A 16176-nucleotide genomic window follows, 5' to 3' on the forward strand; every position below is an offset into this window, starting at 1 on the left:
AATCTTCGGCACGGCGCGGGGCCGCTTGACATCGCCGGCAAAGCATAAGCAGAGCGAAGGCAGAATGAACAAGGGCAATGGATCGTGTCTGGCAGTAAAATAGATATTGTACCGGTATCCGGCAAGGGTGGGCTGAAGGCCTTCATAGAACTGGCCTATCGCCTCAATGCCGATGATCCCAACTGGGTGCCGCCGCTGCGGGCCGACATGGTGGAACTGCTGACGCCGGGCAAGAACCCGTTTCACGAACATGCGCGGATGCAATTGTTCCTCGCCCGGCGCGATGGCCGCGATGTGGGCCGCATTTCCGCACATATAGACGAGCTGGCGCTGACCCAGCCGGAGAAGCAGGGCATGGGTCCGGGCACCGGTAACTGGGGCCTGCTGGAGGCCGAGGATGAGGCAGTCGCCCACGCGCTGATCGCCGCCGCGGAAGACTGGCTGCGCGCGGAGGGAATGACCCGCGTGCTGGCCCCGATCAGCCTGTCCGTGTGGGAGGAGCCGGGGCTGCTGACCCACGGCCATGACCATCCGCCAATGTTCATGATGGGCCATGACAATGCCGCCTATCAGGCATGGGTGGAAAGCGCCGGTTATGAAGTGGCGAAGAAGCTCTACACCTATGACCTGGAGGTTCACGAAGGTTTCCCGCCGATCGTCAACCGCATCGTGAAATCGGGTGAGCGCAATGAAAACATCACCGTGCGCACGGTCGACCTGAAGCATTTCGATCGCGACGCGGCCATCTTCATCGATATCCTGAACGAGGCATGGTCGAACAACTGGGGCTTCGTGCCCTTTACCGAGGCCGAGAAGGCCTATGCCGCCAAGAAGCTGAAGCCGATCATCATTGAAGGCGCAAACATGATTGCGGAGGTCGATGGGGAACCGGTCGCCTTCATGATGTCTCTGCCGGACATGAATGAGAAGCTGATTACCATGCGCGGCAGGCTGTTCCCGTTCAACTGGGCGCGACTGCTGTGGTGGCTGCGCAAACCCAGGGGCGCGAACTTCCGCGTGCCGTTGATGGGCGTGGTGCGCAAATACCAGAACAGCCGCCTGGCCAGCCAGCTGGCCTTCATGATGATCGAATATATCCGCCGCTATGCGGTTGCCGAACACGGCGTGAAACGCGCCGAAGTGGGCTGGGTGCTGGAAGATAATCAGGGGATGGTGGCCATTGCCGAAGCCATCCAGGCCAAGATGAACCGGGAGTACCGGATCTATGGCAAGCCGCTCTGACGGGCAGCAATTGTTGGCAGTATTGCAACAGTTGCGCCCATAAGAGTGCTTTTTGTGCAGCGCCGGGAACCACCAAGCCACTGACCACGTTAGCTGTCCGGATGGCGTGGGCCATCTGCTGGGGACACTATGGCAAAGAACAAGCCTGCAAAGCCGAAGAAGAATCCGATGCAGCGCGTTCTGCTGGTGGAGGATGATCCGGTACTGGCGCTTTCACTGGAAGCGGCGCTGATCGATGGCGGCGCGGGTGAGGTTATCATCTGTTCCAGCATGGCGGCCACCGTGGCCGAACTGGAGAAAGCGCGCCCCGATGCCATTATCCTCGACGTCCACCTGACCGATCGCGATGATGGCTGGGCGCTGGCCGAACTGGTCAGCCTGCTTGGCCCAAAACGCCCGCGCATCGCCTTTTCCACCGGATCGCCGGAAGATATTCCCGCCTCGGTCAAGGAGATGGGCGCGGTGTTCGAAAAGCCTTACGATCCCGCGCAGCTGGTTGAAGTCCTGATGAGCGGCAACAAGACCGGCCTTATCGCCCGCCTGCGCAGCGCGCTGCGCTGATCCGAGCTGCGCTGAGCCACAACCACTCTTCCACTCCACATTTTCCCGCAGTGGCAAATTAACCCGGCCCCAAAGTTAAAAGGCCTCCGCTCAATGGAGCGGAGGCCCTTCGGGATCATGTCACCAGCCGTTTGGACGGGAGGGGGGGTCTCGGCGGTGACATAGGATAAAATGCGCCAATCATTGCGCGGTTCCGGCGGCCGCAAAATAATTTTCGCGCCTTTTCAAAAGCGCTTTGCAATCAGGGGGTTGCCATTGCGGACCAGAGCATGTCTGGCTGCATATAACGCCAAATTTTCCGCCGCCGGAACCAGCTTTGATCCGGCGCGTTCAAGCCCCAAGCAATCATCGGGAAGGGTCCTATGTCCATTGGTGCTGAAGTTGCCGCTCATCTTCCGTTTCTCCGCCGCTATGCCCGCGCGCTTACCGGCTCGCAGACAACCGGCGATGCCTTTGTAAAGGCCACGCTGGAGGCCGCGCTGGCCGATCAGGACGTGGCAGACAGCCTGCGCGGCGGACGTGTGCCGCTGTACCGCGCATTCAACAAATTATGGTCCAGCGCCTATCTCGACGATGGAGAGGGCAATGGCGGGGCCAGCCTGCATGAAGTGGCAGCGCAGGATCAGCTCAAGAAGATCACCCCGCTCAACCGGCAGGCGCTGTTGCTGACCACGGTGGAGGATTTCACCCCGGCCGAAGCAGCCCAGATCATGGAGATCGACGAGGCCGACGTGGAATCGCTGGTGCGTGAGGCGGTGGAGGAAATCGACCGCGAGAGCACCACCAACGTGCTGATCATCGAGGATGAGCCGCTGATCTCCATGCAGCTGGAAGACCTCGTGCGATCGCTTGGCCATGACATTTGCGGCACCGCCGCCACGCGGACGCAGGCGCAGGAAGTGGTCGCCGGAGAAATGCCGGGCTTGGTGCTGGCCGATATCCAGCTGGCAGATGGCTCCTCCGGGCTTGATGCGGTGGACGATATCCTGGCCACGGGCAGCATGCCGGTGATCTTCATCACCGCCTATCCCGAGCGGCTGCTGACGGGTAACCGGCCAGAGCCGACCTATCTGATCACCAAGCCTTTCCAGGAAGACACGGTGCGTGCGGCGATCAGTCAGGCGTTGTTCTTCGGTTCCAGCCGTCCGCTCAGCTGATTGCCGGGGCGCCAGCGATGGACCGCCTCAAGCTGAAGATCCAGTTGCTGTGCGCGGACCAAATCGCCATCGGTCCGGGCAAGGCAGACCTGCTCGATGCGATCCGGGATACCGGCTCCATCTCCGCGGCCGCGCGCGCGCTGGGGATGAGCTATCGCCGGGCTTGGCAGCTGGTGGATGTGATGAACCGCTGTTTCGCTGAAAAGCTGGTGGAAACGCAGCCCGGTGGCGGCGGAAGTGCCGGTGCCCGGCTGACCGATGCCGGCACGCAGATGCTGGCGGCCTATCGTGCGTTGTCCGCGCAGGTGGAAGGCCATACCGGCGGCGAGGATTTCGACACTCTGGCGCAAGGCTTGCGCAAAGTGCCGCTGCCGCCTGCCGACTGAGAATTTCCTGCCGATCAGGCGGCCTGCGGCTCTGCCCGGTCCATGCGCCGGTGCGAGAATATCCACCAGGCAATCGCCATCGATACTGCGCCGCCCGCCAGATTGGCGAGCAATTCGCCGCCATAGACCGCGTCCGCGCCCCAGGCGCCTTGCAGTATCAGCGCGAACGGCACCATCACCAGCGCCACGCGGGCGAGTGACAGCATCAGCGCGGTGGAGGCCTGATCGATGGCATTGAACGCGCCATTGCCCATGATGAATAGGCCATAGGCCCAGTATCCCCACACGGCGATTTCCAGATAGCGCATGGCGGCATCCACCGTGGCTGCATCCTCGCTGAAGATGCCGGCAAACCAGCCGCGCCCGAAATACAGCAGGCCGCCCGCCAGCAATCCGTACAACAGGCAGAAACCGCCCGCCTGCAACATGGCCAAGCGCGCGCGGTCATATCGCTTCGCGCCCCAGTTCTGCCCCACGATCGCGCCGATGGAGCCGGACAGGCCGAGCAGCGGAACCACGGCAAACATCTGCAATCGTCCGCCCACGCCAAAGCCGCCGACCGCCGCCTCTCCCTCATGGGCCAGGAAAGTGGTCATCACGGCAAGGCCCACAGGGTTGATCGAATTGGTCAGCGCGGCGGGCACCGCCACGCGCAGCACATCGCGGATGCCGTGGACCCAGTCGGCATGCAGCAATGATGACAGGGCAAAGGGTATCTGGCCCTTTTGCAGCATCACAAAGCCGACGATCACCCCCAGCACCCAGCCGCCGATGGTGGCATAGGCGGCCCCGGCAATGCCGAAGCCCGCAAAGCCGAACGCGCCATCGATCAGGATCGGATCGAGCACCCAGTTGGCGATGGCAAAGCTGAGCGAGACCACGGTGCTGCGCCGCGCGGCACCCTGCGCGCGCAGCACTCCATTGATGCCCGACACTGTCAGCAGCAGCGGAAAGCCCAGCGCGAACGGCAGCATGTACAGGCCGATCAGCCGCAGCATCTCGCCCTCTGCCCGCATCAGGCCGAACAGTTGATCGTGAAACAGCGCCAGCAGCACGGCCACGGCAATTCCGGTCAGCAGGCCAAGGGCTATGCCCAGGCTGGCGCACTGGCTGGCGCGGTCATCCTTGCCTGCCCCCAGCGCGCGGCTGACAACAGAGCTGGTGCCCGCCATCACCCCCACGCCAAGGCAGGAAAGCGCCGTGCTGACCGGGAAGATAAAGCTCATCGCCGCCAGCTCCGTGGCGCCAAGGCGGCCGACGAAATAGGCATCGATAATGCCGATGGACATGATCGCCGCCACGCCCACGATCAGCGGCGCTGTCTGGTTGACCAGATGGCCGGCGATCGAGCCGGTGATCAGTTTGGCGTTCTTGGCCATGAATGGATGCGCAGCCCCGAGGTCAGGGCGCGATCATCACCTTGCACTGGGTGGTGCGATGCTTGAGGCTTTCGAACACATCGGGGGTGTTCGCCAGGGAGATCGTGTCGGTGATCAGCCGGCGGGGCTCGATTGCGCCCGCTTCCAGCGCGGCCAGCGATGCGACATATTCCTGTCGGGTGAAGAACGCGCTGGTCACCAGCCGCACCTGCTTTGACAGCATGGCGAAGGTGTTGAGCGTATCGGGCTTTGTGCACAGGCCCAGCAGCACGATGGTGCCATCGCCGCGCACCTGGCTGACTGCCTGATCGATCAGACCGGGAATGCCCACGCATTCGAACACGATGTCCGCCTTGCCGCCCAGCCCCTGTTCGGCGCTGCCGACCGGGTCCTGCGGATCGACCACGAACACGTCCGCGCCCATCTCCAGCGCGCGCATCTCCTGAAAATCGGCGATGTCCTGCACCGCCACCTTGCCTGCGCCAAAACGCTTGGCCCAGAAGGCGACCGCCAGCCCGATGGGGCCTGCGCCCAGCACCAGCACCTTGTCGCCGGTCTTCATGGCCGCAAGGTTCACGCCGTGCAGCGCCACCGCCATCGGCTCTATAATCGCGCCATCGGCCAGCGTCAGATCGGTGGGCAGGGGGATGCACTGGTTGGGGCGGGTCACGGCATATTCGGAATAGCCGCCGCCCTGCAGGCCGAACTCGGCGCACCACTGCACCGCGCCCTTGCGGCAATGCTCGCAGTGCCCGCAGCTCTTCAGCGGGATGACGGAGACCAGATCGCCGGGCCTGAACTGCGTGGTGCCCTTGCCCAGCGCCATCACTTCTCCGGCGAATTCATGGCCCAGCACATCGCCGTGCTTGCAGCCGTAGGCCGCATCCTCGGTCATGTGCAGGTCGCTGCCGCAAATGCCGCAGCGGCCCACTTTCACCACCAGCTCGCCCTCGCCGGGCGTGGGGTCGGGAATGTCCTCATAGGCGAGCTTCTTGTGCAGGCCCTGGAAGGTAACGGCTTTCATGCGGGCATATTCCTATTCGGTCCAGATCGGCTGCTCGCCCATTGCCACCTGGGTGGAATTGACGAGGATGAAATTGTCCAGCACGTCTATCGTGGTGGGAAATTCAGCGCGCACCAGTTGCTGCAGATCGGCGGCATCGGCGGCGCGGGCGACCAGCTGCGGCCACTGGTCCAGATAGCGTGCGGTGAACGCCAGGCCGCTGGCATCATCGGGCAGGCCGGGGCGGGCATGGCCGGCCACCACGATGGCAGGGTCCAGCGCGATCAGGCGGTCCACCGAAGCGCCCCATTCGGCCACGGCTGCGGGATCGTGTTCGCCCAGCCACAGATGCACTTCGTTGAACACCAGGTCGCCCGGCAGCAGCGCGCGGATTTCCGGCACCCACAGCGCGGTGGAGTGGACATGATCGCCTTGCATTGGCCCCAGCACGCGCAGTTCATGCCCTTCCAGCATGATGACATCGCTGGTCAGTGCATGCGGGGCGCTGGGGTAGGAGGGGCCATTTTCGGCCAGGCCGGGGCTCCAGCGGATGACCTTGAACGGCAGGGATCGCCAGATATCGGCCACCACCGTGGGATGGGCGACAATCTCCGCATCGGGAAAGGCCTGTTCCAGCACTTCCATCGCGAAGAAATGATCGGGGTGATCGTGCGTGACGAAAATATGCGTCAGCGTCTTGCCGCTATCCAGCACCATTGCCGCCACCCGGTGAGCATCGGCCAGCGTAAAGGGCGGATCGACCAGCACCGCATCATGCGCGCCCATGATCAGGGCGGAATTGACATGCAGCGATCCGGCGCTGGTGCGCAGCACTTCCACCCGCAGCGGGGGTTCATCCTGTGCGGCCAGCGGCGTTGCCAGCGACGTTGCCAGAGTGAGCGCGATCAGGGCGAGGAGTTTGCGGATCATCGCCTTCACTCTGCCGATATGCGCAGGACAGGCTTGACCACTTCGCCGCTCTCGCTGGCTTCGATCGCTTCATTGATCTTTTCGAACGGGAAATAGCGGATCAGCCGGTCGAACGGGAACTCGCCGCGCGCGTGATAGGCGATCAGCTCGCACAGGAAGGCTCCGACATCGCTGTCCCCGCCCAGAATGCCGATCACCCGCTTGCCGCCGCCCATCAGCGAGCTTTCGTTGAGCACCAGATCGTCCGTGGGGGCAGAGGCACCGACAAGGCCGAGAATGCCCTTGGGCGCGATCAGCGGGAACACGCCTTCGATGACCTTTTTCACACCCGTGGTGTCAAACGCATAGGCCAGCCCCTGCGGCACCAGCTGCGCGATCTGCCCCATGGCATCCCCGCGAGCGCTGATCGTGTGCGTGGCGCCCAGTTCCTTCGCCAGATCGAGGCGGCTGTCATGCATGTCGACCGCGATGATCGGGTTTGCGCCGGCAATCTTGGCCGCCATCACCGCGGCAAGCCCCACCGTGCCGACGCCGAAAATGGCAATCGGCATGCCCGCGCGCACGTCCATGCTGCGCAGCACAGCGCCCGCGCCGGTCATCAGCCCGCAACCGATCGGGGCGAGGCGTTCGAGCGGGATATCGCTCGCGCTGTCGGGAATTTTCACCACGTTGCGCTGATGCGCGATGGCGTGGCTGGCAAAGCTGGACTGGCCGAAGAAGTTGCCGCTCACCGTCTCCCCGCCTTGCGTGATGGTGGCGCTGCCATCGGCGCGCGCTCCGGCAAAATTATGCGGGAAGAAATTGTAGCAATAGGTCGGCGCGGAAACATCGCAGCTGGGGCAATGGCCGCAGCTGTTGAAGCTCATCAGCACACGGTCCCCTGCCGCCACGGAGGTGACATTGCTGCCCACCGCCTCGACAATACCGGCCCCTTCATGGCCCAGCACGGCTGGCAGCGGGGTGGGCAATTGCCGGTCGCGCACCGCCATATCGGTGTGGCAGATGCCGCTGGCGACCATCCGCACCAGGATTTCGTCCCCGCGCAAATCATCCAGCTGCACATGCTCAAGCGTGAAGTCCTTGCCCGGTCCCTGGCAAATGGCGGCGCGTGCCTGTGTGGTCATGGTCTCTCCCGGAGATGTGTCTTGTCAGTCGTTCAGCGGCTTGATCGGTCCCAATTGCATGCCGCCATCGATCATCACGTGGCTGCCGGTCATGTAACTGCCGGCATCGCTGGCCAGCAGCAGGGCGAGCGGCTTGATCTGGTAGGTTTCGGCCATGCGGCCAACCGGCACCAGCTCGTCCCACGCCTTCTTCGCCGCCGGGTTCTTCTTCACCCAGCCATCGCCGATGTTGGTGACGAACGGGCCGGGCGCGATGGCGTTCACACGGATGCCATAGGCGGCCAGTTCATAGGCCGAATGGCGCATGAAATGCTTCACCCCCGCCTTGGCAGCCATATAGGGCACGCCGACGATGGCCTCATTCACTTCGGCAGCGTTGGAGCTGGTGATGACGATGGAGCCGCCGCGGCGATAGCCGTTGGCTTCATTCGCCTTCATCACCCGCGCTGCTTCGCGCACGGTGTGGAAGCAGCCATTGAGGTTGATGCCGATGGACTTGTACCAGCGCTCGGGATCATAGACGTCGATCTGGCCTTCGGGGTTGCGGTTGCCCTCCGGTGTCCAGAAGCCATTGCCCACATCAAGCCCGGCATTGGCAAAGGCGACATCGCATCCGCCAAATGCTGCCACGTGATTGTCAAACGCCTGCGCCACCTGCGCCAGATCGGACACGTCGCAGACATCCCAGCGCGTCTGATAGCCCTGATCCGCCAGCCGCTTCGCCTCCCGCTCTGCGCCCGCCGCATCGACATCGGTCAGCGTAACCTTTGCGCCGGCCTCGGCCAGCACTTCGGCATAGGCCAGGCCAATGCCCGAAGCTGCGCCGGTGACGATGCCGGACCGTCCGGTCAGGTCGAACTGGTCGAGTGTTTTCACGCTGTTTCCTTCTCCTGCATGGCGGCTTTGCGCGCGGCCAGCAGCCGCTTGTTTACCGCTTCATATTTCAGCACCGCCTGGTCCATCGCCAGCGGCATGATACGTGTACCGGTTGCCTGCATGGTGCGCCACTGCGCCTCGATCATGCGCTTGTCCTCGTGGAATGCCCTGAGGCCAAGGTCGGCGAAAAAATCCTGCTTTTCGGCTTCTGCCGCCCATGGGCCGAAAGCGAAGAAATAGCAGGTGGTGTCGGCGGTCAGCGGGGTGACCGCCTGACAAGTGAACGTGGTGAACTGCGAAAGACCTTCGCAGCGGCCCTGACTGGCGCGGTCCATCGTGCCGTGGGGATAGGTTTCGGTGCGCAGGATGAACACGCCCGGCACGGTGAAGTCATAGCGGCTCCACACGTCGGCCTCATCCACATGACGGCCACCGGCCGGGTTGGGCGGCATCCCGGCCATGGCGCGTTCCACCGCCACGCCGTTGGGCAGGGTGATGTTGGAAATCTTCGCCGCCAACCAGCCATCAGCCGATTCCTCGCTGCCCCCGGCAAAGGTCGCCGCGTGGACATAGGCAATGTGCGAAAGGTCGAGCAAATTGTCGTGAATCAGCCTTGCGGGCGCTTCGTAATCCAGCCGTCCGGGCGTCATCGCCCAGTCGGGATGGCGGTAACCGATAAATTCGGGAATCTGCCCGGCGTCAGCCAGCGCCGGATCGCCCATCCACACCCAGATCGCGGCGTGGCGTTCCACCACCGGGTAGGCGCGGGCGCGCAAGGCGGGCGGGATCACATCCTGGCCGGGCACTTCCACCGCGCGTCCATCGCTGGCGAAGCGGATGCCGTGATACAGGCAGCGCAGGCCGCCGCCTTCGCACCGGCCAAGCGACAGCGGCGCGGCGCGGTGCGGGCAGCGGTCTTCCAGCGCGAACACCGTGCCTGCTTCGTCGCGGGCCAGCGCCAGCGGCTGGCCGAGCATGGTGATCGCGGTAATCTCGCCGGGCGGAACATCCTTGTCCCACCCGGCCATGTACCAGGCATCGCGCGGGTGCTGCCAACCCACCGCGTCTATGAAGGCTTCGGTCGTCATCCCTACAGATACAGCTGCTTGTTGATCTCGAGGCCGTTCTCTTTGCAGTAGGTTTCATAGTGGTTCATGAACCACCACACGTCGAGCGTTTCGACGAACTCACCGTTCTCGTCATAGAACTCGTTGGCGCCCTGCATCCAGAAGAAGGCCTTCATGCCGTCTTCCTCATCGGTCACCAGCGTGTGCGCATGGCCGGGGAATTCGGTGATGAATTCGCCGGGATGGCAGACCCAGTCATATTCCAGATAGCGGAAGGTGCCTTCCAGCCCGATGGCCCACACCATGCCGCGATGCTTGTGCGTGCCGATCACGCCCTTGGACTTGATCCACAGCACATTGGCATAGACGTTGTTGCGCACGTCGAAGGCCAGGTGGCGGATGGCGGCATTGTCGCCAAAGGGAACCCACGGGCTCTCCTCCTCCGACAGGCCGACATACGTGCCCGACACGCAATATTTGTCGAGCATGTTGCTGTGCGGTTCCGGCACGGAAACGATCTTGAATGCGCCGGATGGGGGTGCCTTAATACCGCCCAGCCTGGATTTTTCCTGTGTGGCCATGATGGTCTCTCCTTACAGGTACAGCTTGGGATTGAGGGGGATGCCGTTTTCCTTGCAGTAGGTCTCATAGTGGGTGATCATCCACCACACGTCGACCGTGTCTGCATAGACGCCTTCGGCATCGAAGAAATCGATCGGGCCGTTCATCCAGCCGAACAGCTTGCAGCCTTCGGGATGCTCGGTCACCAGCGTATGCGCCTCGCCCGGAACTTCCAGGATCAGCCCGCCCGGCGTGCCGACCCAGTCATATTCCAGATAGCGAACACTGCCCGTCAGCGTGACCATCGTCACCGTGCCGCGGTGAAGATGCGTGCCGATGGTGCCGGGGCCCTTCATCCACAGGATGTTGGAATAGGTGTTGGTGCGCACGTCGAACATCAGGTGCTTGATCGCCGCGCCATCGCCAAACGGAACCCACGGGCTGTCCACGTCGGTGCCCATGTCGATATAGCGCCCGCCCGGGCTCAGCCGGTCCACGGTTTCGCGGTAGGCCCATGGCACATCGACGATTTCCTTGGTGTCGGACGCGGGGGCTTTCATCTTGTTGGTAGCCATTGTTTTTCCTCTTAACGGATCAGAGTGTCGACATAATCGGCACCGATGCCGACCTTGTCATAATGTTCGCGGGCGGCCTTCATGTAGTCAAACACGTCATAATGGCCGACAGTGTTGCCCTCTTCATCCAGCCACATCAGCGGACCGGAGACGACGAAGAATACCTTCATCGGGTCGGGATGCTCATAGGAGACGAGCGTGTGGCTTTCTCCCGGAGTCTCGAAGATGAAATCGCCTGCCGTGGCGGTCCATTCATGCTCCAGATACGCCCATTTGCCGCTGATGGTGTAGGCCCAGATCGGCTTGGGGTGGTAATGCCGGTTCACGATGCAGGCCTTCTTGGCCATCAGCACATCGGCCCACATGTTCAGCGACGGGCTGATCCAAACGGGCTTGGAGAACACGTCTTCCACGATCGGAACCCACAGCCGCTCATCCCCTTCGGCGATCTTGGCCATATAGGCTTCGGGCTTCGCGCCGGGGCGCAGCGCGTGGGGAACAGGCTTGGTACCGGCCCATGGTTCTGTGGTGGGTGCTTCAGGCATGATGCAGCGTCCTCTCGATAATTGCGCAGCCTTGCTGGCCGCATCCTATCGCGGCAGAATAGGCCTCCCTTTGATCGAACGCTAGGACTGAAGCGAAAGCGGGCAGGGACTCAAGCGCAACGACTCAAGCGCAACTGGGGGCAATCAGTTGCGAATGCGAAACTCGCGCGGGGTCACGCCATTGCGCCGGCGGAAACAGCGGGTGAAATAGGCGCTGTCATTGAAGCCGTGATCGAAGGCGATCTGGGTGATTGTCGCCTCGGGATGGGTGACCAGCTTCTCCGCCGCGCGGACAAGGCGGCGTTCCTGGATATAGGCGCTGGGCGTGGTGCCCATCGCAGCAAAGATCATCTGCACCGCACGCACGGAGATCTGGCAGTCCAGCGCAATGGCCGAACCGCTGAATTGCGGGTCCTGCAGGCGCGCTTCCACCAGCGCGCGCACGCGTTGCAGCAGCGCCGGTTCGCTGCGCCGGTTGTGGTCGAACGCGGCCCCGCGCAACGCCATCGCCAGCAATTGCGAGAACACGCTGCTGACTTCGTCTTCCCACCCTTCATGGTGGGTTTCGCGGTAGCCCTGCTGCCACAGCGACAGCAGGAAATCGTGCAGGATGCGCAGCGATGGCGATGTGCCGGGCAGCTTGCTGACCAGCCATTGGTTCAGCCCGTCGATCTCGCCCGCCAGCAGGTGGCGGGGAAATTCCACCACCAGCGTTTCATGCCGTGACAGGTCAATGCGATAGCTGCGATCGGTGCGGCACAGCACCGCATCGCCGGGGTTGAGCCGCACGCGGCGGCCACCCTGTTCGTGATCGCTCACACCGCGGCATTGCAGGTGCATGATCAGGCGCGGCTCACCATCGAGGATCGGCGTGCGGGTGACGCGGCACGCATTGGTGCGCGGGCGCAGCAGGCGCAGCCGGCCCAGGTTCCACGATGACACCTCGCCATTGAAGTCCGAATAGGCAGCATCGACCTGGCTGCCAGCATAGTGCTGCTGCGCCAGGTCGTTCCAGTAACGCGCCCGCTGGTCCGGGGCGACGTCGAGGGTATTGAACTGCTCAATCGTGCTCAAGACGGCCTCCGAAACCGGAAGTTAGAGCCGCGCTCCTTGTGCGGTCAAGCGAACTCTGGCGTGATCCCCTTGCGGCGCAATGCGGCCGGCGCGGTTTCGCGAAGGCCCATGGATACAAATCCGCTGACCACGGCCAGCCCCATCAACAGGTACAGGAAGCTGTCAGCGCCAAAGCCATCGTTGATCCAGCCCGCCACAATCGGTCCGAACACGCCGCCCAGCACTTCGCAGCTGCCCATGGCCAGACCCAGCACGGTGGCATGGTGGATCGGCTTGAAGCTCTCGGAAGGAATGGTGGCCATAAAGATCGGGAAAATGCCGTTGACCATCCAGCCGATGAAGAAGATCGGCACCAGGACAAGCGCATAATTGGACAGGCCGAACAGGCCCGTGCCCGCAAAACCGGCCGGATCGAGCAGCAGCACGCCCAGCGGGCCGACTACGGACAGGAATGGCAGGAACACCATCACCGGCTTGCGCCCGATCTTGTCCGAAAGGCCGGACACGACGATCGAATAGATGGCTGCGGCAATGCCCAGCGAACCCATCAGCCAGCTCATCGATGTTTCATCCATGCCGCGTTGCTGCACCAGAAACAGCGGCATAAACGCCCAGGTGGTGACAAAATGCCCCACCATCAGCACGCCCACGACCACGCTGATCCACATGTTGCGAACCGCCAGGGCCTTGCCCGTTTCGGCCAGAAAATCTGTTACCGTCTGGCCCATCGTCTTCTTGGGAGCAGGTTCCTTGGCGGGCATCTGCGGCTCTTCCAGCATGAACCAGATGAGCGCGGCACTGATCAGGCCGGGAATGGCGGCCAGATAAAAGGCCTCCCGCCAGCTGAACATTTGCGCAAAGGCCACCAGCACCACCGGCGCGGCAAAGCTGCCCAGAAGGTTGGAACCAAGGTTCTGCGCCACGCCCTGCGCCAGTCCGCGCCGCTCCGGGTTCACCTCGCTGGCCACCATCGCATGGCTGATCGGCATCACGCCGCCTTCGGCCACGCCCATCAGCAGGCGCGCGGCGAACAGGAACAGGAAGCTGGTGGCAATGCCCGAAAGGAACGAACACAGCGAAAACGCCACCGTGGCAATCACCAGCAGGATCTTGCGCTTGCCCATCGAATCGGACAGCCGCCCGACGAAGAATGCGGCAATGGCCCAGGAAAAGCTCAGCCCTGCGGCCAGCAGGCCGACTTGCGTGCCGGTGAGGCCCAGTTCGGGCTGAACGAACGGCATCAAGGCATTGAGCGCCTGCCGGTCGAAGAACACGATACCGAAATTCAGGCTGAGCAGAAATACCAGCAGCGCCTGATATTTTGGCGAATTTTTCATCCAGTTGCCGGTGGGTGTCGTGCCCTCAGCGGCAATATCTGTTGCAGTTGCCATAATCTGTCAGTCTCTCACATGAAGGGCCGCGCCGGGTCGTTGCCATCCCAATTGCGGGAGGCCTCCCAGAAGCGGGTGAAGGTCTCATTCATGCCGGGGGTGACCGGCAGAAGTTCGATAAATCCGATGTCGGCACCAGTGCCGTTGTCGAGGTAGATCACCTCTCCGCCGGTCGGCACGGCGGCGCGGTAAGCCTCATGGTATCCGCGTGTCTGATAGTCGGCGCTGGCGGCTTCCACGTCATCGCAGGCAATGCCCATGTGGTGATAGCCATAGCCGCGCTTCTCGATCGTCTCTCGGTATACGGACGGGTTTTCATCCAGCGGCTGGATCAGTTCGATCATCATGTGACCGGCAAAGCCCATCGCCAATGTCACATCGGCAGTGCTTTCGCTGCCGCGATAGGTCTGGCCGGGGCTGAGCAGGTTGGGCAGCACGAAGAACGGGCCTGTGCCCATGTTGGCAACCCAGTGATGGATCGCCGCCTGCAGGTTCGGCACGATGAATGCCGTCTGCGCCACGCCCCCCATCGGCTGGCCAAAGCCAAGCTGCGTTACCATCGAATCCTCTCCCCCCAAATGCGGGCCGTGCGCCGACTTTGGCCGGTCGCGGCGCATTGGCTCGCGAATTGGCGGGGCAAAGTCAATCTCGAACCGGAATATTGCGCGCCAAGGCGTCAGCCGAAATCGCGGACAGGGTCGGTTCCGTCCCACCCTTGCGCCGCCTGCCAGTAGCGGGTGAACATCTCGTCCATCGCTTCTGTGTAAGGGATCAGCTCCAGATAGCCGCGATGCACAGGGTCTGGCGATTGCAGGAACACCACCGTGCCGCCGGTGGGCACGGGCGTGGAGCCGACCAGCTCATACCCCTCACCATAATAGGCGGGCAGCACCGCCTCCACATCATCATGCACCACGCCGTAATGGTGGAAGCCGTATCCCTCCGCCTCCACCGCTTCCTTGAACAGCGATGGCGCATCGTCATGCTGCTGGATCAGTTCGATCTGCATATTGCCGACAAAGCCCATCGCCAGGCTGCTTTCGGTAAGCGATTCCATCCCGCGATAGATGCGGCCCGGCGCCGTGCGGTGCGGCAGGGTGAAGAACGGGCCGATATTGAGCGTGCGGGTATAGTAGTGCAGCGCCGCCGCCAGGTCCTCCACCACGAAGGCGGTCTGTATCACCGTCTTGGTCGGACGGCCGAAACCCATCATAGTCTGCATCACGCCTCTCCCCATTGGCGAAAGACTATCCTATCCCTACAAGCACGAAAGAGGAAAGTTTGCGTGGGAGATGACGATGGCAACGCAGTTGAAGCCGGATGCGGCCAAGCCGCCGATTGATTGCAGCGATGAGGAATGGACGGCCCGGCAGGAGCTGGCCGCCTGTTACCGCATTTTCGATCACATGGGCTGGTGCGAGGGGATCTATAACCACATCACCCTGCGCGTTCCGGGTGAACGCGATGCTTTCCTGATCAATCCGTTCGGGCTGATGTGGGATGAGGTGACAGCCTCCAACCTGATCAAGATCGATGGCCAGGGCAACAAGTTGTCGCCCAGCCCCTATCCGGTCAATCTGGCGGGCTTCACCCAGCATGGCACCTTCCACAAGTCGCTCGACTGGGCGCATGCCATTGTTCACACGCACACGACCGATACGATGGCGGTGTGCTGTTCGAAGGAAGGGCTGACCCCGACCAATTTCTACAGCTGCTTCTTCGAAGGGCTGGTCGGCTATCACGATTTCGAAGGCATCACCGTGCGCGCCGAAGAAGGCGAGCGGCTGGTCCGCAATCTGGGCAACCGGCAGGTGCTGATGCTGCGCAATCACGGCCCGGTGGTGATGGGCAAGACCATCTATGAGATGTTCTTCCTGTATTACATGTTCCAGCGCGCGTGCGAGGTGCAGGTCAAGACCGGGGCGCTGGGCGATCCGGTCGTGGTGCCGCCCGAAGTGATCGAAGTGCACCAGCGCGACCGCGACCTGATGCTGGTGGATGATTTCGGCAAGCTTGATTTCGAAGCCTGGACACGGCGGATCGACAAGATCGATTCCAGCTGGCGCAACTGATGGCGCCGGAATCCCGGACCTGTCCCAAATGCGCTGGAAGAATGGCCAAGGGCACAACCCTGACCAAGGATTCCAACGGCGCCAGGGTTGTGGGCAACTGGGTCGAAGGCATTTTGGAACGCAGCATCTGGACGGGTTACAAGACAAAGGGCAAATCGCTGTTGCCCATCACCACCTATCGCTGCGGCAAATGCGGCCTGCTTGAAAATTACGCTGAGGGCTGACAGGCGCTT

General features: G+C 62.6%; 19 protein-coding genes. 6 read left to right on the forward strand and 13 right to left on the reverse strand.

Features of this window, described 5'->3' with window-relative positions; genetic code table 11:
• Window positions 1-84: 84 nt before the first annotated feature.
• From GRI32_RS08465 to GRI32_RS08480, 4 genes are all read left to right on the forward strand, one after another.
• Entirely contained in the window at window positions 85-1242 is a 1158-nt protein-coding gene (locus GRI32_RS08465; protein WP_160591205.1) for an N-acetyltransferase, read from the forward strand.
• Window positions 1243-1371: 129 nt separating this feature from the next.
• Entirely contained in the window at window positions 1372-1803 is a 432-nt protein-coding gene (locus tag GRI32_RS08470; RefSeq protein ID WP_160591207.1) for a response regulator, read from the forward strand.
• 362 nt (window positions 1804-2165) lie between these two features.
• Window positions 2166-2960 (forward strand): response regulator, encoded by a 795-nt coding sequence (locus GRI32_RS08475; RefSeq protein WP_160591209.1) that lies wholly within the window; start codon window positions 2166-2168, stop codon window positions 2958-2960.
• Between the two features lie 17 nt (window positions 2961-2977).
• The gene (locus GRI32_RS08480; protein WP_160591211.1) at window positions 2978-3346 is read left to right on the forward strand and encodes a winged helix-turn-helix domain-containing protein; all 369 of its coding nucleotides are present in this window, start codon (window positions 2978-2980) and stop codon (window positions 3344-3346) included.
• 14 nt (window positions 3347-3360) lie between these two features.
• Here the strand turns inward: GRI32_RS08480 and GRI32_RS08485 are convergent, their stop codons facing one another.
• The 13 genes from GRI32_RS08485 to GRI32_RS08545 all read right to left on the reverse strand — a co-directional run bounded on the left by GRI32_RS08485 (window position 3361) and on the right by GRI32_RS08545 (window position 15093).
• Window positions 3361-4725 (reverse strand): MATE family efflux transporter, encoded by a 1365-nt coding sequence (locus tag GRI32_RS08485; protein ID WP_160591213.1) that lies wholly within the window; start codon window positions 4723-4725, stop codon window positions 3361-3363.
• A 22-nt stretch (window positions 4726-4747) separates the two neighbouring features.
• The gene (locus GRI32_RS08490; RefSeq protein ID WP_160591215.1) at window positions 4748-5749 is read right to left on the reverse strand and encodes an alcohol dehydrogenase catalytic domain-containing protein; all 1002 of its coding nucleotides are present in this window, start codon (window positions 5747-5749) and stop codon (window positions 4748-4750) included.
• Between the two features lie 12 nt (window positions 5750-5761).
• Window positions 5762-6658 (reverse strand): MBL fold metallo-hydrolase, encoded by an 897-nt coding sequence (locus GRI32_RS08495; protein ID WP_160591217.1) that lies wholly within the window; start codon window positions 6656-6658, stop codon window positions 5762-5764.
• 5 nt (window positions 6659-6663) lie between these two features.
• A complete protein-coding gene (locus GRI32_RS08500) occupies window positions 6664-7782 on the reverse strand; it encodes an NAD(P)-dependent alcohol dehydrogenase (RefSeq protein ID WP_160591219.1) in 1119 nt (372 codons plus the stop codon).
• Between the two features lie 24 nt (window positions 7783-7806).
• Window positions 7807-8658, reverse strand: a complete 852-nt coding sequence (locus GRI32_RS08505) for an SDR family oxidoreductase (protein ID WP_160591221.1) — start codon at window positions 8656-8658, stop codon at window positions 7807-7809.
• Window positions 8655-9746, reverse strand: coding sequence for an aromatic ring-hydroxylating oxygenase subunit alpha (locus GRI32_RS08510; RefSeq protein ID WP_160591223.1), 1092 nt, complete (start codon window positions 9744-9746; stop codon window positions 8655-8657). The genes GRI32_RS08505 and GRI32_RS08510 overlap by 4 nt, the downstream gene beginning before the upstream one ends.
• A gap of 2 nt (window positions 9747-9748) precedes the next feature.
• A complete protein-coding gene (locus GRI32_RS08515) occupies window positions 9749-10306 on the reverse strand; it encodes a 2,4'-dihydroxyacetophenone dioxygenase family protein (protein ID WP_237437475.1) in 558 nt (185 codons plus the stop codon).
• Between the two features lie 12 nt (window positions 10307-10318).
• Window positions 10319-10861 (reverse strand): 2,4'-dihydroxyacetophenone dioxygenase family protein, encoded by a 543-nt coding sequence (locus tag GRI32_RS08520; protein ID WP_160591225.1) that lies wholly within the window; start codon window positions 10859-10861, stop codon window positions 10319-10321.
• Window positions 10862-10872: 11 nt separating this feature from the next.
• A complete protein-coding gene (locus GRI32_RS08525) occupies window positions 10873-11406 on the reverse strand; it encodes a 2,4'-dihydroxyacetophenone dioxygenase family protein (RefSeq protein ID WP_160591227.1) in 534 nt (177 codons plus the stop codon).
• Between the two features lie 144 nt (window positions 11407-11550).
• Window positions 11551-12480, reverse strand: coding sequence for a helix-turn-helix domain-containing protein (locus tag GRI32_RS08530; protein WP_160591229.1), 930 nt, complete (start codon window positions 12478-12480; stop codon window positions 11551-11553).
• Between the two features lie 44 nt (window positions 12481-12524).
• Window positions 12525-13817, reverse strand: a complete 1293-nt coding sequence (locus tag GRI32_RS08535) for an MFS transporter (RefSeq protein ID WP_160591231.1) — start codon at window positions 13815-13817, stop codon at window positions 12525-12527.
• A gap of 68 nt (window positions 13818-13885) precedes the next feature.
• Entirely contained in the window at window positions 13886-14431 is a 546-nt protein-coding gene (locus GRI32_RS08540) for a VOC family protein (RefSeq protein ID WP_160591233.1), read from the reverse strand.
• Window positions 14432-14547: 116 nt separating this feature from the next.
• Window positions 14548-15093 carry a VOC family protein gene (locus GRI32_RS08545; protein WP_160591235.1) on the reverse strand — a complete coding sequence of 182 codons (546 nt, stop codon included), beginning with the start codon at window positions 15091-15093 and terminating at the stop codon, window positions 14548-14550.
• Window positions 15094-15169: 76 nt separating this feature from the next.
• On the opposite strand from GRI32_RS08545, the gene GRI32_RS08550 reads away from it, so the two are divergent.
• Together GRI32_RS08550 and GRI32_RS08555 are read left to right on the forward strand one after the other, a co-directional pair.
• Entirely contained in the window at window positions 15170-15943 is a 774-nt protein-coding gene (locus GRI32_RS08550; protein ID WP_160591237.1) for a class II aldolase/adducin family protein, read from the forward strand.
• A 41-nt stretch (window positions 15944-15984) separates the two neighbouring features.
• Window positions 15985-16167: a hypothetical protein gene (locus GRI32_RS08555; protein WP_160591240.1), complete on the forward strand. Its 183-nt coding sequence runs from the start codon at window positions 15985-15987 to the stop codon at window positions 16165-16167.
• Window positions 16168-16176 lie beyond the last annotated feature (9 nt).

The organism is Alteraurantiacibacter aestuarii (genome assembly GCF_009827405.1).
GTDB classification, from domain to species: Bacteria; Pseudomonadota; Alphaproteobacteria; order Sphingomonadales; family Sphingomonadaceae; genus Alteraurantiacibacter; species Alteraurantiacibacter aestuarii.